Genomic DNA, 23537 nt, shown 5'->3' with positions numbered 1-23537 from the left:
CCGGATTACGGGGGCGACGGTTTTCGCCTTTCGCGCCGGCACCGATCGGAGCAGTAGCGCACCGCTTCCCAATCACGTTCCCATTTGCGGCGCCATGTGAACGGGCGTCCGCATGCCGCGCAATCTTTCTGCGGCAGATCAGCTTTGTTTGTTCGCTTCGCAACTCTCATGCCGGGACATACGCGCCGTCCAGAAAGCCGGATTAAGGCTTAAATCCGGCCCCGTCCTTTTTGCGTAATCTCAGATGTGAAGAGGAGGCCACCAGATGTATCTGGACACAAACGGACATGGGCCGGGCGACAGACCCGAGAAGGACCGCAACCCGCGACCAGAGCTGACGCTGAACCAGCAAAAGACCCTCTTCTGGATCGCAGGCCTGAACCTCGTCCTGCTTCTCGTCGCGCCGATCGGCGGCGCGACGTTGTTCGACATTGTGATCGATCTGCTTAGATAGGCTCATGCAGAGCCCCCGAAAAACGCGGCGCAGAGCGCCTTATTCCGAGACGAACCGATTCGCCGCAGACACGATCGCTTCCAGCGACGACGTCACAATATTCGTGTTGATGCCCGCGCCAAAAAGCTTCTTGCCCTTGGCCGAAACCTCCACATAGGAGATCGCAGACGCATTCGAGCCATGCTGGAGCGAGTGCTCGGAATAATCGTTCACCGTCATGTCGAAACCGAGATAGGTCGAGAGCGCGTTGACGAAGCCGTCGATCGGCCCGGTGCCCCTGCCCTCGATCCGCTTCTTCTCTCCCTTGTCGGTGATTTCGGCGGCAACGATGCGCAGGCCCGGATGGGCCGGATCGACATAGGAATGATGATCGACGAACTTGAGACGTGCGCCGGGCTGTGACACGTAGCGCTCGATAAAGTGCTCGTAGATGCGCTTCGGCTGAACTTCCACGCCCTCTTCGTCAGTGATCCGCTGGATCTCGTCGCGGTACTCGACCTGCAGGTTGCGCGGCAGGTTGATGCCGTAGTCTTCCTGCATGATATAGGCGATGCCGCCCTTGCCCGACTGCGAGTTGATGCGGATGATCGCCTCGTAGGAGCGCCCGACGTCCTGCGGGTCGATCGGCAGGTAAGGCACTTCCCATTGCGGCTTGTTGGCGACCTTGATCGCCTTCATGCCCTTGTTGATCGCATCCTGATGCGAGCCGGAGAAAGCCGTATAGACCAGCTCGCCGACATAAGGGTGGCGTTCCGGGATCTTCAGCTCATTGGAATATTCGTAGACGGCCTTGATGCGCTCGATATCCGAGCAGTCGAGCTTGGGATCGACCCCTTGCGTGAACATGTTCAGAGCCAGCGTCACGATATCGACATTGCCGGTGCGCTCGCCATTGCCGAACAGCGTGCCTTCGACGCGGTCCGCGCCGGCCATCAGGCCGAGTTCGGTCGCGGCGATCCCCGTGCCACGGTCATTATGCGGATGCAGCGAGACGATGACATTGCCGCGATCGTGAATGTTGCGGCACATCCATTCGATCTGGTCGGCATAGATGTTCGGCGTCGCCATCTCGACGGTTGCCGGCAGGTTCAGGATCAGCTTGTTGTCCGGCGTCGGCTGCATGACCTCGATGACGGCATTGGAGATTTCCAGCGCCACTTCGAGTTCAGTGCCCGTGAAGCTTTCCGGCGAATATTCGAAGCGGAAGCCGCCGCCGGCCTTCTCTGCCATGTCGCGGATCATCTTGGCCGCATCGACGGCAATCTGCTTGATGCCGGCGACATCCTTGCCGAACACCACGCGGCGCTGCAGCTCGGAGGTCGAATTATAGAAATGCACGATCGGCTTGGTGGCACCTTGCAGCGCCTCGAAAGTCCGCGTGATCAACTCGGGCCGGCACTGGACCAGCACCTGCAACGACACATCCTCCGGCACACCGCCCTCTTCCACGCACCAGCGGGCGAAGTCGAAATCGGTCTGCGAGGCGGAGGGGAAACCGATCTCGATTTCCTTGAAGCCCATGTCGAGCAGCAGCTGGAACATCCGCGCCTTGCGATCATGGCCCATTGGGTTGATGAGCGCCTGATTACCGTCGCGCAGGTCCACCGAGCACCAGATCGGCGGCGTCACGATGGTCTTGGACGGCCATGTACGGTCGGTCAGGGCGATCTGCGGATAGGGCTGATACTTCACGGCCGCATTGGGCATGCCGTCCTGGGGATGGTAGGTCTGCTTGATCATCGCTTCTTCTCGAAACTTCCAGTCGCGATCGCTCTTAGACCATGAGGCCCGCTTTGGCGATACACGAATGCGGGCGAATCGGCCCGAAATTCAGTTCATGGGGTGATTGCGAAGAAGCGATTTGAGAGCCCGAGGCGGTTTTCGGCCGCCGGGCGCTTCTTCAGAGGACCCGGCAACCGCGCGTAAGGCCGAGAAGAAGAAGCGATTTGACGGCAGCCGAACGGCTCCGCATGGCGCGATGGCCGCGGGCGATTTCGTTCGAAAATTTCTTCAAGCTGTTCGTCATGAGGCTGCGTATACGCGCTGCCCGCGAAATTGGCAAGAGGTTGATCAAATTTTCCGCTTGATGCCCTTTCCGAGGGCATAAACCGCGATCCCGGCCAGCAATCCCCAGAAGGCGCCGGAGACTCCCGCAAAGCTTTGACCCGAGGCTGTGACCATGAACGTGACGGCCGCAGCCTCGCGTGTGTCGGGGTCCTTGAAGGCTGCACTGGCCGAGGCCGAGAAGGCTCCGAAGAGCGCAAGCCCCGCCACCGCCTCGATCAGAATCGGCTGCGCCTGCGCCACGAACCATGTGATGAAACCGGTGAACAGCCCGAAGAGAACGTAGAAAATGCCGGCCATGATCGCCGACCAGTAGCGCCGGCGCGGCTCCGGATGCGCATCCGGTCCGGCGCACATGGAGGCGGTAATCGCCGCAAGACAGACGCCGTGCCCGCCAAAGGGTGCAGCAAGGATCGACAGCACACCCGTTCCCGCCAAGAGCGGCCCCGCCGGCGGCTCGAACCCGTTGACCTTGAGCACGGTGATGCCCGGTATGTTCTGCGAGGCCATGGTCACGAAGAAGAGCGGCACGGTAATCGAGATCATCGACTGCCAGCTGAAGCCCGGCGTCACCCATTCAAACGGCAGGCTCGCCGTCGGCAGCGTCGCAAAAGCGCCCGCCGGGAAGTGATAAACCGTCAGCGCCGCAAAGGCGAGAAGGGCCGCCGGCACCGCCATCAGCCGGTTCCACGCACCCGCAACCGCCCAGGCCGCGAAGATGATGAGCCCCGCCGCCGGAAACGCCGCTACAGCCTTGACCGGCGCAAAGCACAGTTCCATCAGCACGCCCGCCAGCATGGCGCTTGCCACCGCCTGCGGGATCTTCGTCACCGCATTGCCAACCGGCCGCACCAGCCCGGCCAGCACGACCAGCACATTCGCGGCCAGAAACGCCCCGACCGCCACGCCGAACCCGCCGGCAATCGCCCCGGTCCCGGCCAGCAACGCCGCCCCCGGCGTCGACCACGCGACCGACACCGGCATCCGCGTCCACACCGACAGGATGATGCCGAGAACGCCCATCGCCACAGAAAGCGCCGCCAGCCCCGAAGCCGCCTGCCCCGCCGTCGCCCCAACGGCCGTCAGCCCGTGCAGGATGACGGCAAACGAACTGGCAAAGCCGACGAACGCGGCAAGTAGCCCCATGGTGAAGGCTTGCGGGGAGAAGTCTTTGAGCATGATGCGGCCGGGTGTTGGTCTATACGAGCAGGGAGACAGACCAGAGTGGAAGGGGCTTGGCAAGGTTGAGGGGGTCGCAAACCGTTGATCGGCGGTGGAAAAAAATGCACGCCTTCGCTTGCAGAGGTGGTTGTCGCTTCCCCCTCTGGCTGCCGCCATCTCCCCCTCAAGGGGGGAGACGGAAAGGCGCGCCGTCGCCACCAATCTCGACCTCAGCAGCTGCCGAACACGACTTCCGTCGCTAACGGCACAACGGTTCAGAGACGGGAAACCGGCACGACAGTGTCTCCCTCCCCCTTGTGGGGAGGGTGGGGAGGGGTCTTCTTTTCAAGAACTCCGAAAAGTGACGGCGCAACCGCCCCTCACTCCACCCCAAGCGCCTCAGCCGTAATCCAGAAAACCGAATCCGGCGCATTCTCCGTCTCGATCCACAGGAACTCCAGATGCGGAAACTCCGCCTCGAGAATGTCTCGCCCCGAGCCGATTTCGCAGAGCAGCCCGCCACCGGGGTTCAGGTGCTTCGGCGCTTCAGCCAGGATGACGCGCACGAGATCAAGCCCGTCTTCGCCGCCCGTATGGGCCATTTCCGGCTCGGCCTGATATTCCGGCGGATAGGCCGCGAAGGTCTCGGCGTCGACGTAAGGCGGGTTGGTGATGATGAGGTCGTAGGTGCGGCCAGCCAGCGGCTCAAAGAGATCGCCGTGATGGAGCGTCACCTGATCCTCGACATCGTGCTCGTCGATATTGATCTTAGCGACTTCCAGCGCGTCTTCCGAAAGATCGACCGCGTCGACGGAAGCGAAGGGGAAGAACTTGGCGGCAAGCACCGCCAGGCAGCCAGAGCCCGTGCAGATATCGACCGCGCTTTCGACCAGCGCCGGGTCCGGCAGGAAGGACGAGCCCTCTTCGCTGCCATATTCGGTGAAGAGGATTTCGCCGATATGCGAGCGCGGCACGATCACGCGCTCATCGACATGGAAGCGTACGCCCTGAATATAAGAGCGCCCGGTGAGATAGGCGGACGGCTTGCGGCTCGTCACGCGCTCCTCGATCCGCTCGGCAAGCAGCCGGCGCTCGTCGGGCAGCAGCCGGGCATCGAGAAACGGATCGAGCACGTCGATCGGCAGATCGAGCGAGTCCAGCAGCAGGAATGCCGCATCGTCCCCTGCCGTCGTCGTGCCGTGGCCGTAGCTCAGGTCGGCGGCGTTGAACCGCGAGATCGCGTAGCGCCAATAGTCGCGCAGCGTGACAAGCTCGCGGGTGATGTCATCGAAATTCTGCATGGTCTTTGATCCAGCCGGCTTGGCGATAAGGTGTTTCAGGCTTTATGTGAGCGTGTCAAACGGGTCAACCGTGGCATAATTTTGTGAAGGACGTAATGCGAAAGCCAGCCGACAGAAAGCCGCCTACCCCACGCCGCACGCCTGAGCCTCGCGAGAGCAGCAAGCGCGTCACCGTAGCCCGCGCTCTCTCCAAGCTCGGCTTCTGTTCGCGTACGCAGGCCGAAGCGCTGGTTCTGGCCGGCCGCGTGAGCGTCGACGGCAAGAAGACGACGGATCTGGAAACCTGGGTGGACCTCGCAACATCCAGGATCGCGGTAGACGGCAAGCCGGTCGCTGCCGAGGCCTTCGTCTATTACATGCTGAACAAGCCGCGCGGGCTCGTCACCACCCGCCACGATCCGCAAGGCCGCCCAACCGTCTACGATTGCCTGAAACATCTCGATCACGCCCATCTCTCGCCCGTGGGACGGCTCGACAAGGCGAGCGAAGGCCTGCTTCTCTTCACCAACGACACGGAATTCGCGCAAGGCCTGCTCGATCCGCAAACGCATGTGCCGAAGACCTATCACGTCCGGATCGACCGCCTGGTTTCCCCTGAAAAGCTCGCCGCCTTCATCACCGGCGTCGAGCATGACGGAGATGTTCTTCAGGCACGTCGCGCGGACATCCTGCGTGAAGGCGACAAGAATGCCTGGCTTGAGATTGAACTGGACGAAGGCAAGAACCGCCAGATCCGCCGCATGCTGGAAACACTCGATATCGAGGTGCTGCGGCTTGTCCGCGTCGCCATTGGCGATCTTCCGCTTGGCGAACTGCCCAAGGGCGAGAGCCGCGCACTGACCGCTGATGAGCTTCAGAAATTGCGCGACGCCGTCGCCGCGAAACGAAAAAGGCCCCGCGCCGGTTAAAGCGCGAGGCCTTTGATCCTTCAGATCAACCCGATCAGCCGATTTCGGACTGGCTGGTGATGATCTTCGAAACCAGACCGTAACTCTGGGCGTCTTCAGCCGAAAGCCAGTAGTCGCGGTCGGTATCCTTGGCGATCTTTTCGACCGGCTGGCCCGTGGCAGCGGAGAAGATCTTGTTCAGGCGCTCGTTCATCTTGATGATTTCGCGTGCCTGGATTTCGATATCCGACGCCATGCCGCGCGTGCCGCCCGACGGTTGGTGCAGCAGGAAGCGCGTATTCGGCAGGCAAAGCCGCTGTTCCTTCGGCACGGAAACGTAGATCAGAGCGCCGGCCGAGGCGACCCAGCCCGTGCCGATGATCCAGACCTTCGGCTTGATGAACTTGATCATGTCGTGGATGGAGTCACCCGATTCGACATGGCCGCCCGGCGAATTGACGAAAATCTTGATGTCTTCGTCGCTGGCTGCGGCAAGAGCCACGAGCTGCGCGCAAACGCGCTGCGCGAGTTCCTGCGTAATGCCGCCATAGATGAAAATGGACCGCGACTTGAATAGATTCGCCTCCGCGTCCTTGCCAAGCGGCTTTTCTGTCTTCTTGTCGTCGTCATCTTCTTCAAGGCGCATGCGCGGATACTCCAGAATCTTTCTTCATCGATAGCCTCTGAGATAAGGCGTTCGCGGCAAGAAAACAATGCAACAATTAAAAGGCCTTTAAGACGGCCCCCCTTGTCCCCATCGGGAAAGGAAGAAACCGCCGGCATTGTTACGCAATTGTAATCGGGCTGACCTCGAAAGGCCGCGATTGCGATCCTATGTCTTGCTCCGACCCCTCATGCCCGCAAAGGACCCGACCCATGTCGCCCGAAGAACGTCAGCTTCTCAACGAACTTTTCGCCCGCGTGGGCCAGGCCGCCTCGACGCCGCGTGACCCGGACGCCGAGACGATGATCCGTGACGAACTCGCCCGCCATCCTTACGCCGCCTATTACCTTGCCCAGGCCGTGATCCTGCAGGAAAAGGGGCTGGAAGCCTCCGCCGCCCGTATCGGCCAGCTGGAGCAGCAGGTGAAGGATCTCCAGCAGGGCGCGACCGCGCAGCAGGGGCAACAGGGCCAGCAGGGCGGTTTCCTCTCCGGTCTTTCCTCGCTCTTTGGCGGCAATGGACAGGGCCAGGGTGCACAGCAACCTCAACCTGGCCCTTGGGGCCGTTCCGGTCCGCAGGCTCCGGCCTATGATGGCGGCTATACGCGCGGCGCACCGCAGCCGGGCCCGTGGTCGCAACCGGCCCAGCCGCCCTATGCCGCCCCCCAACAGCCCTCGCGCGGCGGCGGCTTTCTTGCCGGGGCGATGACCACGGCGGCCGGCGTTGCGGGCGGCATGCTCATGGCCGACGCCGTGCGCTCTCTCTTCGCGCCGCATTTCGGCAATGGCGGCCTGTTTGGCGCCGGCGGTGTCGCAGGCGCCCCGGTGGTCGAGGAAACTGTCGTCAACAATTTCTTCGGCAACGGCAATCAGACCGATCCGTCGAATAATTGGCAGAACGGCAACGACAGCGAACAGTCGGCGCTGGCCGACATGAGCAACGCCACGCAGAACACCGATGGTGGCAATGACGACGACTACGATACGTCGAGCTACGACGACGGCGGTTTCGACGACAGCAACTATGCCTGATCGCTGGAACAGCTCCGAGCCGAAAGTGGAAACCGGCTTCGCGTCCGGAATTGCGTAAAAGCAAAAAGATAATGAGGGCGGTCAATCCGCCCTCACCTCAACCTCGTCCGCGATAGGTCGGCACGCCCTGGTCCGGCAGCCAGACACCCTTCGGCGGCTCACCCGTCTGCCAGAACACATCGATCGGAATCCCGCCGCGCGGATACCAGTAGGCACCGATGCGCAGCCATTCCGGATCGAGAAGGTCGATGATGCGTCGGGCGATATAGACCGAGCAATCCTCGTGAAATGCCCCGTGATTGCGGAAAGCGAAGAGGAAGAGCTTCAGCGACTTCGATTCCACAAGCCATTTGCCCGGAACGTAATCGATCACGATATGCGCGAAATCCGGCTGGCCCGTCATCGGGCAGAGCGAGGTGAACTCGGGCGCGGTAAACCGCACCACATATTTCGTTCCCTCGTTGCCGTTCGGCACACGCTCCAGAACCGCCGTTTCCGGCGTGGTCGGCGCGTCGACATGCGCGCCCAGCTGCGTCAGGCCCGAAACGTCAGTCTTGCTCATCATCTTGTCCTTTTCTGTCACGCCCGCTTTTTGAGCGACCTGTGCGCGGCGATATTCACGCGCACGCCATGCGGCGTCTCGCCCTCGGGCTCCACATGAATAGCAATGCTCGCGCCGGAAATCACCTCATGCAGCGCATTCTCGATCCGGTCGCAGATATCATGCGCCTCGCCCACCGGCATGCTCTCCGGCACGACAAGATGAAAGTCGATGAAGACAGCAGGTCCGGCACGGCGGTTGCGCAGATCGTGCACGCCGAGCGACCCGGCCGCATTCTCCGCAATCGCCTTCTTGATCGCCGCATCCTCTTCCTCTGTCACGGCACGGTCGAGCAAGCCATTGACCGATTGAGATATGACCTTCCAGCCTTCGAAGAGAATGTTGATCGCCACACCGATCGCCATCAGCGGATCGAGGATCGTATAGCCAGTGAGCGTTGCCGCAATCAGGCCAACGATGACCCCGCCCGAGGTCACCACGTCGGAGAGCACATGCCGCCCGTCCGCCTTCAGCGCCGGCGAATGATGCTGCGTGCCGACCTTGATCAGCAACCATGCCCAGACCGCGTTGATGATCGCCGCCACGCCGTTGATGACGAGGCCGAGGATCGGCGCGTCCATCGGTTCTGGCTTCGTAAGATGCCCCGCCGCTTCCCAGACGATCAGGATCGCAGCAACGATGATCAGCATGCCCTCGGCGACGGCCGAGAGATATTCCGCCTTGTGATGGCCGAACTGATGGTCTTCGTCGGCAGGCTTCTGCGCATAGCTGATGACGCCATAGGCAAGGCCTGCCGCAATGACGTTCACGGTCGATTCCAGGGCGTCGGACAAGAGCGCCACCGAGCCCGTCACATACCAGGCAAGCGCCTTCAGCCCCATGACAAAAAGGGAGAGCGGAATGCCCCAGAACGCGATGCGGCGGATCAACTTGGATGTTTCGGCATCCATGGCTTCGCCCTTTCAATGATGTGTTGAGTTGACGGCGACATATCTGGCGAAGCTCGAAAGAGCAAGGACTAAAATGCCGCAATACAGAAATTACCCTTTATTCTCTGTGACTTAGCATAGGCTATACTTTCACAGCACAAGCTATACTTGAGTGCTGTGACATTGATTTGATACATGTCAACGAGCCTGCAATTCCGCCGGGTAGACTGCCCGCCAAGCGATGAAACCGAAGCCGGGAGTACGCCGATGGCCGAGCTGGACACGATCCGCAAGGAACTTGAAACGCTGCTGAAAGAGGTAAAGCACCTGCAGACGAAGGCGGCGAAACCCGCCGTCGAAAAGCCGGCTGCCGCAGCGGAGGCCGCGCCTGGGGACGCCGAAACCGAGGAGACGCCCGACGCCATCGCCGAACTGCAGACTTATCTCGCGACCAAGGCCGGCGAGGCCGAGGAAGCGCTTGAAGAACACCCCCTCGTCGTGGCCGCCGCGGCCTTCGTTCTGGGCCTCGTGGCCGGCGCCATTGCCTTCAGATAGGATTTCCCATCATGCGTATAGACAATCTCATCCAGTCGCTGAAAGTGTTGATCCGCGTCGATTCCGTCATTGCGGATCTGACGTTTAGGGCGCGCATGTCGCAGATCGCCTTTCTCACCGTCGCCCTCGTCGTCGGCGCCTTCGGCCTCATCATGCTGGGCGTTGCCGGCTATGAATTCCTGAAGGTTCTGTGGGGGCCAGTTCTCGCAGCGCTCGCCATCGCCGGCGCCAGCTTCGTGCTGACCCTTTTGCTCGTGCTGATCGCCAACACGCGCAAGCCGGGGAAGGAATTGCAGCTTGCCCAGGAACTCCACGCCACGGCACTCGACGCGCTCATCACCGAAGCGAAATCGGCCACCGGCGACATCACGCTCGCCGGCAATCTCCTGCGCGGCCGCTTCGACACGTCACTCATCGGCCTCATCGGCCCGCTCGCCACGCTTCTGCTGCGCGCCCTGAAGCGCAAGAACGACAAGGCGGCGGGAACCTGATGAGGCTCCCGCTCTCCACTTCTTGCCTCAGCTCGGATTTTCCAGGCTGAAATGCCGGGCGTGACCGTCATAGCTGAACAGTTCGGCATAACGGCCCCAGGAGATGACGGCCCCCATGGTTTCCTTGGCCATGTCCTCCGACAGATAGTCCTCCAGCTCCTCGCAGAAGCGCGTGTAAGGCGCCATATGTGTCGGCCGCTCATCCAGCACGCGCTTGATGAGCGCTGCCAGCGGCACGTAGCTCACCAGATGTTCGGCGAAGAGCCGCTTGCGCGTATCGACATCGCTGTGAACGAAGTGCTTTCCGACCTCGGTCAAGCGCACGTCCCCGGCTTCAAGCTCCGCAAAGCGGAGCAATTGCAGCGTTTCGGCGATGGGGAAAAGCTCGTCCACCTCCATCTGCAACTCACCAGCAATATCCGGCAGATCGGCCTCGCCGTTATACGGTTCCGCCATCAGCGCTTCCATCAGACCGGACAGAAGGTTGGTCGAAATGCGCGGCAGCGCCATGCCGATCCCCGTGCCGGGGAAGCCTTCGGCCACGCGCCTTTCGACCTTCCCGACCGGCTCCCGCTGCGTCATACGCGCATAGATGTCATCGACCAGCGCCCGGAATTCCGGGTCCAGACGATTGCGCGGATGCATCAGCTCGACCTTGATCTCGGCGGCCACCCGGCCCGGATTGGACGAGAAGATCATGATGCGGTCGCACATCAGAACCGCTTCTTCGATATTATGCGTCACCATCAGGATCGACTTGGCCGGAAGCCGGCCCTCGATCCAGAGGTCGATGATATCGGTGCGCAGCGTTTCAGCCGTGAGTACATCCAGCGCCGAAAAGGGCTCATCCATCAGCATGAGGCGCGGATGCACGACCAGCGCACGGGCAAAGCCGACGCGCTGGCGCATGCCGCCGGACAGTTCCTTCGGATAGGCATTCTCGAACCCGTCGAGGCCGATCAAGTCGATGGCCTGCAGCGCACGCTGCCGGCGCTCTGCCGCTGCCACACCCTGCGCCTCCAGCCCGATTTCCACATTCTCAAGAACGGTCAGCCAGGGAAACAGCGCGAAGCTCTGAAACACCATGGAGAGACCCTCGCACGGCCCCTTAACTGGCTTCCCGCACCACTGCACCTTGCCGGCGGACGCCTGCAGCAGGCCCGAAATGATGCGCAGAAGCGTCGACTTGCCCGAGCCGGAGCGGCCGAGCAGGCCCACGATCTCACCCTCGCGAATCTGCACGGAAACATCGTCGAGAACGACGAGATCCGGATTGTCGCCCTTGTGATAGACCTGACGCATGCCCTGGACATCGACGAGGACAGGGTGTTCAGCGAGATTGAATTCAACGTTGGACATAGCGCCCTCCTTTTTAGTTCATACGGAGCCGGCTACCCGCGAATGCATAGAGCGGGCGCCAGAGCAGGCGGTTGAAGAGAATGACATAGGCCGACATCACGGCGATGCCGAGCACGATGCGAGGATAGTCAGCGGCGGTCGTCGCATTGGCGATGTAGGAGCCGAGCCCCACCGCCGTCAGCTTCGTGTCGCCCCAGTTGGCAACCTCGGCCACGATGGACGCGTTCCAGGAGCCGCCGCTCGCGGTAATCGCCCCCGTGACGTAATAGGGGAAGATGCCGGGCAGGATGACCTTCCGCCACCAGCTCCAGCCACGAATGTGGAAGATGGAGCTCGCCTCGCGCATGTCGTTCGGAAACGCGCTGGCGCCTGCAATCACGTTGAACAGAATGTACCATTGCGTACCGAAGACCATGAGCGGCGACAGCCAGATATTGGCGTTCAGCTTGAAGTGTACGATCAGGACAACCGCGAAGGGGAAGACGATATTGGCCGGAAACGCCGCCAGAAACTGCGCCAGCGGCTGCACCCGCTCCGCCACCTTCGGCCGAAGTCCGATCCACACCCCGATCGGCACCCAGACCACGGTCGCCAGCGCCATCAGCACGACGACGCGGATCATGGTGAGGAAACCGAGCCAGACAACATTCAGCATCTCCGGCCCCGTCAGCTCCGTCGCCACGAAGGACCAGATCAGCCAGAGCGCATAGAGCGCGGCTGCCGCAACGGCGACCACCCAGAGCCTGTCAACCCAGACGCTCCGCCAGACCGTCATGGCCGCGCGGGGTGCCGCCACCGGAAAAGCCATCCGCTGCCGCGGAAGCGCCGAAACGAAACGCGTGATCGGCAGGAAAATCCGCCGGAACATGCGCGCGCGGCGCACCATGTCGAGCAGCCAGGAGCGCGGCGCATCGCCGCCTGCCGAAAGCTCGACGCGGAACTTGTCGCTCCAGGCCACCAGCGGCCGGAACAGCAGCTGATCGTAGACCAGGATGATCGCCAGCATGACGCCGACTGCCCAGCCGATCGCGGCAAAGTTCTTGTCCTGAATGGCGAGCGCCGTGTAGGAGCCGATGCCCGGCAGCGTGATCGTCGTGTTGCCGACCGAGATGGCTTCCGAGGCCACCACGAAGAACCAGCCGCCCGACATGGACATCATCGTGTTCCACACCAGTCCCGGCATGGAGAACGGAACTTCGAGCCGCCAGAATTTCTGCCAGCCCGTGAGCCGGAACGAACGCGAGGCCTCCTCCAGGTCGGCCGGGACCGTCTGCAGCGACTGGTAGAAGCTGAAGGTCATGTTCCAGGCCTGGCTGGTGAAGATCGCGAAGATCGAGGCCAGTTCGACACCGATCACCTGCCCCGGAAACAGTGCCATGAAGCCGACGACAGTGAAGGACAGAAAGCCCAGCACCGGCACGGATTGCAGGATATCGAGAACGGGGATCAGCACGAGCCCGGCCCGCCGGCTCTTGGCCGCCAGCGTCCCGTAGATGAAGGTGAAGACCAGCGAGGCGACAATGGCCGCCAGCATGCGCAGCACGGTGCGCAGCGCATATTCGGGCAGATTCGCCGTGTCGAGCGAGATCGGCGTCGACGACAGCGCGTCAATCGGCGCGAAGGTCTCGTGACCGCCGCGAATGAAGAGAACGAAGGTTGCAAACAGCAGGCCGAAGGCGGCGGCATCCCAGACATTGGGTATGCGCGACGTCTTGCGACCGGCCTCGAGAGCCGGATGATGCAAGGTCATGGTCAATGATCCGAATATTGATGCGACGTCACAGGATCCCGGAGGATCCCGGCGATAAGGACCCGCGCGCTGCGGGTCAGCGACTTATTCGGTCGACAGACTCTTCATGGTATCTGGCGGGCTGAAGGATGCGGAAAACAAGCGTCATGGCGCTCACCCTTGCCTTGAGGCCGCTGCGTCTGCGCAGGCTGCCTGGTCGCGGATATGTCTTGGCTATTCAAAACGATGAGGCGCTCCGGCGTTGCCCGCCTTGGCAGGCCGGAAGCAGGGCTATATTGCGCCGCACTTCGTCATAGTCAACCCATTCAATAGATGAACGAATTAATTTTTCGTAATGCGACAACTTTATGAAATTGCTTGGTTTTTGTACTTCCGGTGAGATAAACGGAGCGAGAATGACAATTGCCGGAGCGTAAGCGGGCAACAACGGTCCCGTTCTCAGGAGGGGCGGTCGCCTTTCAGGCAATCCCCCAGGAAGGCAGTGACCGCCTCGATGGCCGGCTGCCCTCTCTGATCTTCATGCCAGCCGAGCCAGACATGGCGGTCGAAGAAGAGCTTTTCGGGATGCGCGTCGACAAGGCCAAAGCGGCGCCCCAGGATTTCCGGCGCCGCCACCACACCTGCGCCCGCCGCCACCGCGGCGAGCTGAATGGCGAGATCGTTGCTGCGCAGGGCAATGGCAAACGACGGCCCCGCAAGAGATTTCATCCAGGCCTCGTGTGGAAGCAATTCATCGCCATGGTCGAAGAGAACATAGCGATAGGCCGCAAATCCAATCTCCGACACATAGTCCGGGCTCGCAAGGCAGCGATAGCGCAAGGTGCCGACCTGACGGCGGATCAAGGTCGGATCGGTCGGCGCCGAGAGCCTGACCGAGATGTCCGCTTCTCGCCTCGTGATAGAAACCGTCTGTACATCGCCCCTGAGCGTGATTTCAAGCGCGGGGTGGGCCTTGAGAAAATCTCCAAGGCGGGGCGCAATCAGTTCGGCAGCAATCAGCGCCGGCGCGCTGATGGAGAGCGGCCCGGCAATGTCGGGCCTGACGCTCGATGCCGTGCGCTCCAGCGCGTAGACCTCCTCCTGCATACGCCGGGCATGTGCCGCGATACGAAGTCCGGCCTGAGTCAGCAGCGTACGCTTTTGACGGCGGTCGACAAGCTTGGCGCCCAACGCCTCCTCCAGCGAGGCAATTCGCCGTGCGACCGTGACATGATCGACGCCCAGCCGCTTGGCGGCCGCAGCCAGCGATCCCCTCTCCTCCAGGAGGAGAAGAAACTTCAGGTCATCCCAGTTCAGCATGTTCAATTATTCACATTGAAAGAGAGAATAATGGGAATTTCGCACATTAGGGCCCGGAGGTACAGTGTGCCTGTCATTCAAACCAACCCCGGAGACACACAATGCATACTGCAGTTTCCAAGCACGGCCGCATCAGAAAGCTGCCGCACCATGCAACCCACATCGTTTCGCCGATGATCCTCTCCCTCATGATGTCGGGACTTGTGTCGGCCGCAGCGACCTACAGCGCCGTCGGCTTTGCGCCGGATCTTGGTGCCCGCACCCTCGGCGCATGGATGATCACCTATCCGATCGCTTTCCCGGCGGCCATCGTTGCCGTACCGATCGTCCGCCGCATCGTCTCGCTGATCGTCGAGGCCCCGCCGTCGAATCGGTAAAACCGAACGCAAAATGGCGACGCCTGTGCGGGCGCCGCCATTGCAATTGAAAAGCACCAACTGTTGCGGATCAGGCCGCCTTCACCTTCGCCCGCTTGGCCAGATGCGCCACGACATTCTCGATCATCCGCATCCCGGCATCCTGCCCCAGCGTCATGATCGATTCCGGATGGAACTGCACCGCAGCGACCGGCTCCTTGGCATGCTCGATACCCATGATCGTGCCGTCCTCGCTCTCGGCCGTGATGATGAAATCACGATCGAGCGTGGCGGGGTCGGCGAAGATCGAGTGGTAGCGGCCGACGGTCACTTCCTTGGCAAGGCCGGAGAAGACCGTGCCGGCTTCCAGCACACGCACACGCGAGGGCTTGCCATGCATGGGGATCGCCAGCTGCCGCAGCTCCCCGCCATAGGCTTGCGCCAGTGCCTGAAGACCGAGGCAGACGCCGAAGATCGGGAGCTTGCGCGCACGCGCCTTCTTGATGGTCGTCTCGCAGTCGAAATCCTTCGGGCTACCCGGTCCGGGCGACAGCACCAGCAGGTCCGGATTGACAGAGTCGAACACCTCATCCGCAACCGGCGAACGCACGGTGGTCACCGTCGCCCCCGTCTGGCGGAAATAGTTGGCCAGCGTGTGGACGAAGCTATCTTCGTGATCGACCAGCAGGATCTTCACGCCGACGCCCACCTTGGCGACGTCGCGGCCGGCCTTGCCGGTATTGCCGGCCTTTGCATCGCGAATGGCTGCAATCATGGCGGATGCCTTCAGTTCGGTTTCGGCTTCTTCCTCTTCCGGATTGGAATCGTTCAGCAGCGTCGCCCCTGCCCTCACTTCCGCAATCCCGTCCTTGATCCGCACTGTGCGCAGCGTCAGACCGGTATTCATGTCGCCATTGAAGCCAACCATGCCGATCGCGCCGCCATACCAGGCACGCGGGCTCTTCTCATGCGCCTCGATGAAGCGCATCGCCCAGAGCTTCGGCGCACCGGTCACCGTCACGGCCCAGGCGTGCGAGAGGAAGCCGTCAAAGGCGTCCATATCTTCGCGCAGACGTCCCTCAATGTGATCCACCGTGTGGATGAGGCGCGAATACATCTCGATCTGCCGGCGACCGATGACCTTCACCGAACCCGGCTCGCAGACGCGGCTCTTGTCGTTGCGGTCCACGTCCGAGCACATGGTGAGTTCGGACTCGTCCTTTTTAGAATTCAAGAGCTTCAGGATCTGCTCAGAGTCGGCAATCGCATCCTCGCCGCGCTTGATCGTGCCCGAGATCGGGCAGGTCTCGATGCGCCGGCCCGTCACGCGCACGAACATTTCCGGCGATGCCCCGACAAGATATTCCTGGTTTCCGAGATTGATGAAGAAGGAATAGGGCGACGGATTGATTTCCTTCAGCCGCCGCGAAATCTGCGAGGGCTTGCTATCGCAGCGCTCCATGAACTTCTGCCCCGGCACCACCTCGAACAGGTCGCCACGACGGAAGCTTTCCTTGGCCTTCGTCACCAGCTTGGCATATTCGCCCGGATGATGATCGCCGCGCGCCGGGATCGTGTCAGTCGGCCGGAAGGGCTCCGCCGGAATGTCCCACGGTTTGCCCTTGGTCGTTTCGCCATCCTTCTCGAAATCGTAGCGATCTACCCAGGCCTTGGCGGAATAGTTGTCCACGACGAGGATTTCATCGGGCAGATAGAGCACCATGTCGCGCTGGTCGGCGGGACGTTCCAGCTTCAGGTCGATGGCGTCGAACTGGAAGGCGAGATCGTAGCCGAAAGCGCCGTAGAGCCCGAGGCTTGCATCCTCTTCCGAATGGAAGAGATCGGTGATGGCGCGCAGCGCCGTGAACACCGTCGGCATCTTGGAGCGCTCTTCTTCCATGAAGATGCGGCTCGGCTTCTGGATGGTGAAATCGAGACGACGGGCGGCCCTGGCATCGATCTTGATGTCGGCGATGGTGGCCAGACGTTCGGCGATCATCTCCAGGATCACTTCGCCGCGGCCGTTATAGGCCTCGACCCACATGGTGCGGCCGTTGCAGGAAATCCCGACTGGCGGATCGGCCACTGCCGTGTCCCAGCGGGTGTAGCGGCCCGGATATTCGTAGTTCGACGACAGAACCGCCCCGCGCCGCTCGTCCAACTTGTCGATATAGCTGGAGATGGCATTCTCGTAAGGCACTTCGCGACGCTTGCGCGAGATCGTGACCCCGCCCTTCGTCACATACTGTTCGGAACCGTCATCCAGAACACGCGTATTCATGTCGTCCTCTTCTCCCGTTCGGCCCCAATTCCAAACGGCACATACAAAAATAGCCGCCTGGAATTTTCCGGGGCGGCTTCAGCGTTTGCTTGACACAACAACTGGCAATGGCCGCCTTTCAGCGAGCCCACCACCAGTTTGCAATCGTCAGCGCGTTTTTCATGCGCGGATTGTTACAGCGGCGCGGCGCGACTGGCAAGGCCGATTTTCCCGGCCGGAACCACAAGGGTAGATCGGCGTTAACGTCGGCAAGCTTCATCTCCATCCACGTAGGAGGTACGATGGTGCAAGGACGTTTCATTCTGCTGGCCGCCCTCCTGTGCGCCTTTGCAGCCACTGCGGCGGAACCCGCCGCAAAAGCCCCTGTGCCGGAGGACAGGGTTCCTGTTCCAGAAATGCGTCCGGACACGCCGCCCGCAACGCCACCCATTCCGGAAGAAAAACCGAAGTTTCCGGCGGATGAAGCACAACCCGGCGCCTCCGGCGGCAGGCCCGAAGAAGCGAAACCCGCCAACAAGCCTGCCGAGAAAGAGAACACACCCAAGGAAGAACCGAAGCCGTCCGCACCGGCAGATGGTAAATCGTCAGAGCCGGCAAAGGAGCCTACGCCCAAGGATCAGGCAGCGCCCGTTCCCGAGAACAAGGAGACCCCTGCCCCCACGGAAACGAAGGCAGAGCCCCCGGAGAAGGATGAGCCCGAGGCCTATGCCGCATGTATGGCCGATCTCAAAGAGGCTGGCGTGGAATTCTCGGAAGCCAAGCCCATCGATGACGGCAATGGCTGCGGCGTGGACAAGCCGCTCACCGTGCGCACCGTTTTACCGGGCATCAAACTGGCACCCGAAGCCACGATGCGCTGCCAGACCGCGCTTGCACTTTCCCGGTGGGCTAAAACCTCCGTGCTGCCGGCAGCCGAGATCGCCTATGGTCCGAACGCACCGCAGATCATCGCCTTCAATCAGGCAACGAGTTACGCCTGCCGCAACCGCAATAATGCCGAAAGCGGCAAGATTTCAGAGCACGCCCACGGCAATGCCATCGACATCGCCGGCTTCACCTTTTCGAACGGCACGACCTTCGTGATCGAGCCGCGCGAAAAGGATTCCACGCTCGTCGGCGCCTTCGAGCGCGCGGTCACGGCGTCAGCCTGCCTCTTCTTTACGACCGTGCTGGGTCCGGGAAGCGATGCTGCGCATGAGACCCATCTCCATCTCGACGTGATCCGGCGCAAGGGCGACTATCGATACTGCTGGTGAGCAATACCGAATGGTTCGCAGGAGACGACACCGTCTCATTAGATATCCCTAACTTTAGGGATATCGATTGCAGAGCCACTCTCCGCCCCCGGATGGTTAACAGATTCCTTAGAATTTTAGTGACATCTTGCGCAACATGGAATTGCACACGCAGTCGTCGTGACACGCAACTGCCTTTGCGGGGGCGCTGGTTTGGAACGACCGCAAATGGGGGAATTGACGCGGTGAACATAACTATTTCCAGAAGCCTCGTTGTTTTTGCGGCCGCCTTGACCGCGGCCTTTCTCGCGGTCATCGCCACCATGGGCTACACGCTGCATAAAGTCAGGGTTGAAGGCCCGACCTATCTGGAGATCGTGGATGCAAAGGACCTGATTGCCGATATCCTGCCGCCGCCCATGTTTGTGGTCGAAGCCTATCTCCACGCGACCGAGGCAGCCGTCCACCCGGATATGCTGGAACGGAATCTGGGCCGGATTGCTGGGCTGCAGAAGGATTTTGAAACCCGCTACGCCTTCTGGGCCGCCGCCTCCATCCCGCCGCACCTCCGCAAACTGGTGACGGAAGATATAAGCAGCACCAGCGCGACCTTCTGGACGGTCATGAACGATCAGGCGGTCCCGGCTCTCAAGCGGCGTAACAACGCCGAAATTGCCACTGCATTCGACCATCTTCGCGATGCCTTCGAGGCTCAGAAACAGGCCGTGGATCGGCTGGTCAAAGCTTCTGCTGCCTATCTGGAACAGCAGGAGAAGATCGCACACGGCGAGACCGTTCTTTACACCGCGATCGCTGCGGCAGTGGCAGTCCTTGCGCTCTTCGTTCTCTGGCTGGGACTGCTGGTCTTCAAGTGGCGCAGCATCACGCCGGTTCTGTCGCTTTCGACCTATGTCGGCCGCCTTGCGGCCGGCGACAATGCGCATGCGGTACCCTTCGCAGAAAGGTCGGATGAAATCGGCACCATGGCCTCGGCCATCGAGATCCTCCGAAAATCGGCCATTGAAAAGGTCGCGCTGGCGGACGAGGCGGCGCTCCGGCGCCAGCTCACCGACCGCGAACGCGCGGACCATGCCGCAGAACAGGCGAAGTATGCCGCCGATCTGAAGAATGTTGTTTCCGAACTCGGCAACGGTTTGAAAAGGCTTGCGCGGTTCAACATCGAGGCCACGCTCGACACACCTTTCAAGGCCGAATTCGAAACGCTGCGGCACGATTTCAACGCCTCGCTTGCCGCCTTCCAAAGCGTGATGGAAAATATCCTTGAGAAATCGCGCGAAATCGAAGGCAGTGCCCGCACGCTCGGCTCCTCGGCCGACCAGCTGGCGCGACGAACCGAACAGCAGGCCGCAGCGCTCGAAGAGACAGCCGCAGCCATCGAACAAATTACCGCCAATGTCCGTAATGCGTCCGAACGCACGGCTGCAACACACGCCCGCACAAACGACGCAAAGAGCAACGTAACATCCTCCACCGCGGTCGTGCAGAATGCCATCGTCGCCATGGCCAGGATCGAGGAAGCCTCCGGCCAGATTTCACAGATCACCAGTGTGATCGACGAGATCGCATTCCAGACGAACCTTCTGGCGTTGAATGCCGGCGTCGAGGCGGCACGCGCGGGCGAGGCCGGCAAGGGCTTCGCCGTGGTTGCCCAGGAGGTCCGCGAACTCGCCCAGCGCTCGGCGCGCGCCGCACGCGAGATCGCTGAACTGATCGACCGCTCCAATCGGGAGGTAGCGGGCGGGGTCGATCTGGTGCGGCAGACGGGCGACGCGCTGGTCAGCATCGAGACTCATATCAGCGACATCGCGGTGGATATCGATGCCATCGCCATCGCCTCCCGGGAGCAGTCCGTGGGACTTGCCGAGATCAACACCGCAATCAACCAGATGGATCATATCACGCAGCAGAATGCCGCCATGGTCGAGGAAACGACTGCAGCGACCCATGGACTTGCTGGTGAGGTGGACCGGCTGGTCGAACTGGTCGGCCAGTTCGTTCTGAACAAGCGACCAGAACAGGTTCAACGGAATTCGACGTCAGGACGACCAACATCCGCGGCCGCATGAACAGGAGGTTCAGGGCTTCTTGTGACGAACGGCCAGAAACGACTTCGTCATCAGCATGAACGTCTCCCCCTCGATCTCGGCGTCGGGAAACAGATGCGCCATCTGCCGCCTGTCGAGCATGTCGGCATCTTCCGTGTAGGTCATGGCTTCATCGAGATCGACCGTCTTCGGGTAGAAGCCGGTGCGCATCGCCATGTGAACGCGATAGACCACCGGACGCGGCAGCCAGTGCAGAAAGGCAAAGCGCGAATGCGGATCGACCGGGAACCAGAAATTGGGTGTCTGGATCAAATGGCTTGGCGCCAGCCGACGCGCCTCGCGGGCAAAGGCGACCTTGTTCGCCCAGAGCCCGACATGCTCTATGACCGAATTGGAAAAGACCACATCGAAGGCGTTATCCTCGAATTCCGGCATGGCGCAGGCATTGCCAGCGCGTGCAACGACGGGAAGGTCGCCCGTGTCCTCCTGCCTGACCTCGGGAAGGTTCACGCAGGTGACTGTCAGATGGGCAAAGTCAAGCTCGTCGCGCCACACCCGCCAGAAGCCTGTCGTGCCGCCCATGTCGAGAAGCCGGCAATGTCCCTTCGCCGCGACATGATCAGCGACGATCTCGTTCAGGCGCGCGATCCGGCGCTTTCGGAATACATTATTCTGCGAAACAGGAGAGATATTGAACACGCGCATCCTCGGAGATTTTGCAGAGCGGATTTTCCGGATCGACGCGGCCCAGGTGCCGGCAGATCATTTCCTAAGCCGAACATATCAGTTCATTCGTTTACAAAAGATGTGCCATCAGACTTAAGATATATCTAAAATAAACGGCCGCGGGCAGCCATTTGCGAAATGGCTGCCCGCGATCTCCTGTCGTTTCAGAACCCGATAGCGAAGACCGGCGTGATCAGAACTCTTCCCAATCCGAAGCCGCGGCCGTCGCTGCCCCACCGGTCGCAAAGGAGCGTGCGACCTTGGTGGCGAGCTGGCGGGCCGGTGAAACCGCCGGGCGAGACATGGGTGTTGCGGCCTGCGGTGCACGCGCGGGTGCAGCGCGGCGACCGACCTGTGCGGAACCGCGGGTGCGAAACTGCTGGAGCAGAGAAGCCAGTGCTTCGGCCTCGGTCGCCAGCGTCGCGCTCTGGGCGTTCGATTCCTCGACCATGGCCGCATTCTGCTGCGTCCCCTGGTCCATCGTGTTGACGGCGGCGTTGACCTCCTTGAGGCCTGTTGCCTGCTCGCGGGCCGCATCGACGATCGCGTTGACGTTGCGGTTGATGTCTTGCACCTGAACGACGATGTCGGCCAGCGCCGAACCCGTACGGCCAACCAGCGCCACGCCCTGCTTGACCTGATCGCTCGACTTGGTGATGAGCGACTTGATCTCCTTGGCGGCATTGGCGGAACGCTGCGCCAGTTCGCGCACTTCCGTGGCGACGACAGCGAAGCCTTTGCCGGCATCGCCGGCACGTGCGGCTTCAACGCCGGCATTCAGTGCCAGAAGGTTGGTCTGGAAGGCGATCTCGTCGATCACGCCAATAATATTGGCGATCTGGCCGGAAGAATTTTCGATGGCGCTCATCGCCTCGATGGCTTCCTTGACGACCTCACCGGAGCGCTCCGCATTCTCGCGGGTCTTGGCCACCAGCTGCCCTGCCTCTTCGGCACGGCGGGAGGAATCGGCAACCGTCGTGGTGATTTCCTCAAGCGCTGCTGCGGTTTCTTCGATGGATGCGGCCTGCTGCTCGGTGCGCTTCGAAAGAGAATCCGCCGCAGAACGCACTTCCTCGGCGCTCGAGGAAATATTGTTCGCGTTGGCGCCGATCGAGTTGATCGCGGCCTCAAGCTGCTTGACGGAGTCGTTGAAGTCGTGGCGCAGGCGCTCAAGGTTCTGCGGGAAGGGCGTATCGATCTGCTGGTCGAGATTGCCGGCGGCAAGCTCCTTCAGCCCGTCGCCCAGTGTGTTCACGGCATTCACACGGTCGGTGACGTCAGTCGCGAACTTCACGACCTTCATGACCTTGCCCTTTTCGTCCAGGATCGGGTTGTAGGAGGCCTGCAGATACACGGGCTTGCCGTTCTTCCCGTAGCGCACGAACTCATCGGCGCGGAACTTTCCCTCGCGCATATCGCGCCAGAAGTCCTGATAGGCCTGGCTTGCCGCGTATTCCTTGTCGACGAACATGCTGTGATGCTTGCCGACGATTTCGTTCAGCGAATAGCCCATCGACTTTTCGAAATTGCCGTTGGCGGTGATGATGTTTCCGTCGGGCGTAAAGCTGATGACAGCCTGCACGCGCGAGATCGCTTCCATCTGGTTGCGATAGTCGTTGTTGAGCAGACGCTCCTTGGCATTCGACCACTCGACGACGAAGCCTTCCGACTTGCCGCCGTTCATCAGCGGAGTCACGAGCAGGTCGAAAGCATGTCCGCCGACGCGGATCGTCGCGTTATGCGGCTTCGTCAGCTTGGCGAGCATGTCGCGCTGGTAGCTGGGATTTTTGTGGAAAACGTCGATATTGCTGCCCAGCAGCGTCTCCATCGAAAACCGCGGCAATTCCGCCTTCAGTTCGCTTTCCACTTCGGAAAGCAGGCTCTTCACAGCCGTGTTCATATAGGTGATGCGCAGGTCCGCGTCCGCGATCATGACGTTCGCGCGCAACGTATCGATCGCGCGCATCTTTGCGCTCGACAAACCAGATTTCAGTCCAAACATCGGTGGCCCCTCATACCCCAACGGCAACCTGCCGTGATTGATGAAGATTCTTGCACGCATTTATTAACGACTTCTGAAGTGTTTCATCCGAGCGACACTCCGCGAGGCCAAAAAATTGCGTTGTTACGAGAACTAGTGAGAATTGGATCAGCGCAGTTTTCGAAAACCTAGCAATGGACCCGAATTTATATGTAAATAAGAAGAGACTTACTCACGCAAAAGGAATAAACCTGAACCATAATGCTACACAAGGTAGTGCGGCATACCATTCTGGCACCGTTGCGTGGAGCCTGTCGGTGAACTATCTAAATGTTCACCCGCAGGCGGCAGCTGGCCTTCCAAAACCTGCGACATACAAGGGCGA

General features: G+C 61.1%; 21 protein-coding genes. 8 read left to right on the top strand and 13 right to left on the bottom strand.

What is annotated here, in order from left to right; translation table 11 throughout:
- Nucleotides 1-5 precede the first annotated feature (5 nt).
- Nucleotides 6-170: a DUF2256 domain-containing protein gene (locus ABID16_RS00720; protein WP_354554180.1), complete on the bottom strand. Its 165-nt coding sequence runs from the start codon at nt 168-170 to the stop codon at nt 6-8.
- Nucleotides 171-265: 95 nt separating this feature from the next.
- Here ABID16_RS00720 and ABID16_RS00715 point away from each other — a divergent pair, with 95 nt between their 5' ends.
- On the top strand, nt 266-454 hold the full coding sequence (locus ABID16_RS00715) for a hypothetical protein (RefSeq protein WP_354554178.1): 189 nt from the start codon (nt 266-268) through the stop codon (nt 452-454).
- A 39-nt stretch (nt 455-493) separates the two neighbouring features.
- On the opposite strand, the gene leuA is transcribed toward ABID16_RS00715, so the two are convergent.
- The 3 genes from leuA to prmB all read right to left on the bottom strand — a co-directional run bounded on the left by leuA (nt 494) and on the right by prmB (nt 4980).
- Nucleotides 494-2194 (bottom strand): 2-isopropylmalate synthase, encoded by a 1701-nt coding sequence (gene leuA / locus ABID16_RS00710; protein WP_354554175.1) that lies wholly within the window; start codon nt 2192-2194, stop codon nt 494-496.
- A gap of 330 nt (nt 2195-2524) precedes the next feature.
- On the bottom strand, nt 2525-3697 hold the full coding sequence (locus ABID16_RS00705; RefSeq protein ID WP_354554172.1) for a benzoate/H(+) symporter BenE family transporter: 1173 nt from the start codon (nt 3695-3697) through the stop codon (nt 2525-2527).
- A gap of 362 nt (nt 3698-4059) precedes the next feature.
- Nucleotides 4060-4980 carry a 50S ribosomal protein L3 N(5)-glutamine methyltransferase gene (gene prmB / locus ABID16_RS00700; RefSeq protein WP_354554170.1) on the bottom strand — a complete coding sequence of 307 codons (921 nt, stop codon included), beginning with the start codon at nt 4978-4980 and terminating at the stop codon, nt 4060-4062.
- Nucleotides 4981-5075: 95 nt separating this feature from the next.
- Between prmB and ABID16_RS00695 the strand changes: the two genes are divergently transcribed.
- A complete protein-coding gene (locus tag ABID16_RS00695) occupies nt 5076-5888 on the top strand; it encodes a pseudouridine synthase (protein ID WP_354554167.1) in 813 nt (270 codons plus the stop codon).
- A gap of 34 nt (nt 5889-5922) precedes the next feature.
- Here the strand turns inward: ABID16_RS00695 and ABID16_RS00690 are convergent, their stop codons facing one another.
- On the bottom strand, nt 5923-6513 hold the full coding sequence (locus ABID16_RS00690; RefSeq protein ID WP_354554164.1) for an ATP-dependent Clp protease proteolytic subunit: 591 nt from the start codon (nt 6511-6513) through the stop codon (nt 5923-5925).
- 230 nt (nt 6514-6743) lie between these two features.
- On the opposite strand from ABID16_RS00690, the gene ABID16_RS00685 reads away from it, so the two are divergent.
- On the top strand, nt 6744-7562 hold the full coding sequence (locus ABID16_RS00685) for a DUF2076 domain-containing protein (protein ID WP_354554162.1): 819 nt from the start codon (nt 6744-6746) through the stop codon (nt 7560-7562).
- A gap of 97 nt (nt 7563-7659) precedes the next feature.
- Here the strand turns inward: ABID16_RS00685 and queF are convergent, their stop codons facing one another.
- Complete coding sequence (gene queF, locus ABID16_RS00680) at nt 7660-8124, bottom strand: preQ(1) synthase (RefSeq protein ID WP_354554159.1); 465 nt, start codon at nt 8122-8124, stop codon at nt 7660-7662.
- Nucleotides 8125-8141: 17 nt separating this feature from the next.
- Nucleotides 8142-9074, bottom strand: a complete 933-nt coding sequence (locus ABID16_RS00675; protein ID WP_354554157.1) for a cation diffusion facilitator family transporter — start codon at nt 9072-9074, stop codon at nt 8142-8144.
- A 246-nt stretch (nt 9075-9320) separates the two neighbouring features.
- On the opposite strand from ABID16_RS00675, the gene ABID16_RS00670 reads away from it, so the two are divergent.
- The gene (locus ABID16_RS00670; protein ID WP_354554155.1) at nt 9321-9608 is read left to right on the top strand and encodes a hypothetical protein; all 288 of its coding nucleotides are present in this window, start codon (nt 9321-9323) and stop codon (nt 9606-9608) included.
- A gap of 11 nt (nt 9609-9619) precedes the next feature.
- Nucleotides 9620-10099: a hypothetical protein gene (locus ABID16_RS00665; RefSeq protein WP_354554153.1), complete on the top strand. Its 480-nt coding sequence runs from the start codon at nt 9620-9622 to the stop codon at nt 10097-10099.
- A 27-nt stretch (nt 10100-10126) separates the two neighbouring features.
- On the opposite strand, the gene ABID16_RS00660 is transcribed toward ABID16_RS00665, so the two are convergent.
- From ABID16_RS00660 to ABID16_RS00650, 3 genes are all read right to left on the bottom strand, one after another.
- Nucleotides 10127-11458: an ABC transporter ATP-binding protein gene (locus tag ABID16_RS00660; RefSeq protein ID WP_354554150.1), complete on the bottom strand. Its 1332-nt coding sequence runs from the start codon at nt 11456-11458 to the stop codon at nt 10127-10129.
- A 13-nt stretch (nt 11459-11471) separates the two neighbouring features.
- Nucleotides 11472-13208, bottom strand: coding sequence for an ABC transporter permease (locus tag ABID16_RS00655; protein ID WP_354554148.1), 1737 nt, complete (start codon nt 13206-13208; stop codon nt 11472-11474).
- Nucleotides 13209-13646: 438 nt separating this feature from the next.
- Nucleotides 13647-14507: a LysR family transcriptional regulator gene (locus tag ABID16_RS00650; protein ID WP_354554145.1), complete on the bottom strand. Its 861-nt coding sequence runs from the start codon at nt 14505-14507 to the stop codon at nt 13647-13649.
- A gap of 101 nt (nt 14508-14608) precedes the next feature.
- On the opposite strand from ABID16_RS00650, the gene ABID16_RS00645 reads away from it, so the two are divergent.
- Nucleotides 14609-14884 (top strand): DUF2798 domain-containing protein, encoded by a 276-nt coding sequence (locus ABID16_RS00645; RefSeq protein ID WP_354554143.1) that lies wholly within the window; start codon nt 14609-14611, stop codon nt 14882-14884.
- A gap of 70 nt (nt 14885-14954) precedes the next feature.
- Here the strand turns inward: ABID16_RS00645 and ABID16_RS00640 are convergent, their stop codons facing one another.
- Nucleotides 14955-17144, bottom strand: coding sequence for an anthranilate synthase (locus tag ABID16_RS00640; RefSeq protein ID WP_354554140.1), 2190 nt, complete (start codon nt 17142-17144; stop codon nt 14955-14957).
- 281 nt (nt 17145-17425) lie between these two features.
- Between ABID16_RS00640 and ABID16_RS00635 the strand changes: the two genes are divergently transcribed.
- Both ABID16_RS00635 and ABID16_RS00630 read left to right on the top strand, forming a co-directional pair.
- Entirely contained in the window at nt 17426-18400 is a 975-nt protein-coding gene (locus tag ABID16_RS00635; RefSeq protein WP_354554138.1) for an extensin-like domain-containing protein, read from the top strand.
- 224 nt (nt 18401-18624) lie between these two features.
- On the top strand, nt 18625-20466 hold the full coding sequence (locus ABID16_RS00630) for a methyl-accepting chemotaxis protein (RefSeq protein ID WP_354554136.1): 1842 nt from the start codon (nt 18625-18627) through the stop codon (nt 20464-20466).
- A 9-nt stretch (nt 20467-20475) separates the two neighbouring features.
- On the opposite strand, the gene ABID16_RS00625 is transcribed toward ABID16_RS00630, so the two are convergent.
- Nucleotides 20476-21144: a methyltransferase domain-containing protein gene (locus tag ABID16_RS00625; RefSeq protein ID WP_354554134.1), complete on the bottom strand. Its 669-nt coding sequence runs from the start codon at nt 21142-21144 to the stop codon at nt 20476-20478.
- 220 nt (nt 21145-21364) lie between these two features.
- Nucleotides 21365-23137, bottom strand: a complete 1773-nt coding sequence (locus ABID16_RS00620; protein WP_354554132.1) for a methyl-accepting chemotaxis protein — start codon at nt 23135-23137, stop codon at nt 21365-21367.
- Between the last annotated feature and the right edge of the window lie 400 nt (nt 23138-23537).

Origin of the sequence: Limnomicrobium aquaticum (assembly GCF_040545545.1) — a bacterium.
Taxonomy (GTDB): Bacteria; Pseudomonadota; Alphaproteobacteria; order Rhizobiales; family Rhizobiaceae; genus Ensifer_A; species Ensifer_A aquaticum.
The sequence above is the reverse complement of the archived record's forward strand: the minus strand, read 5'-3'. Positions and strand labels throughout refer to the sequence as shown.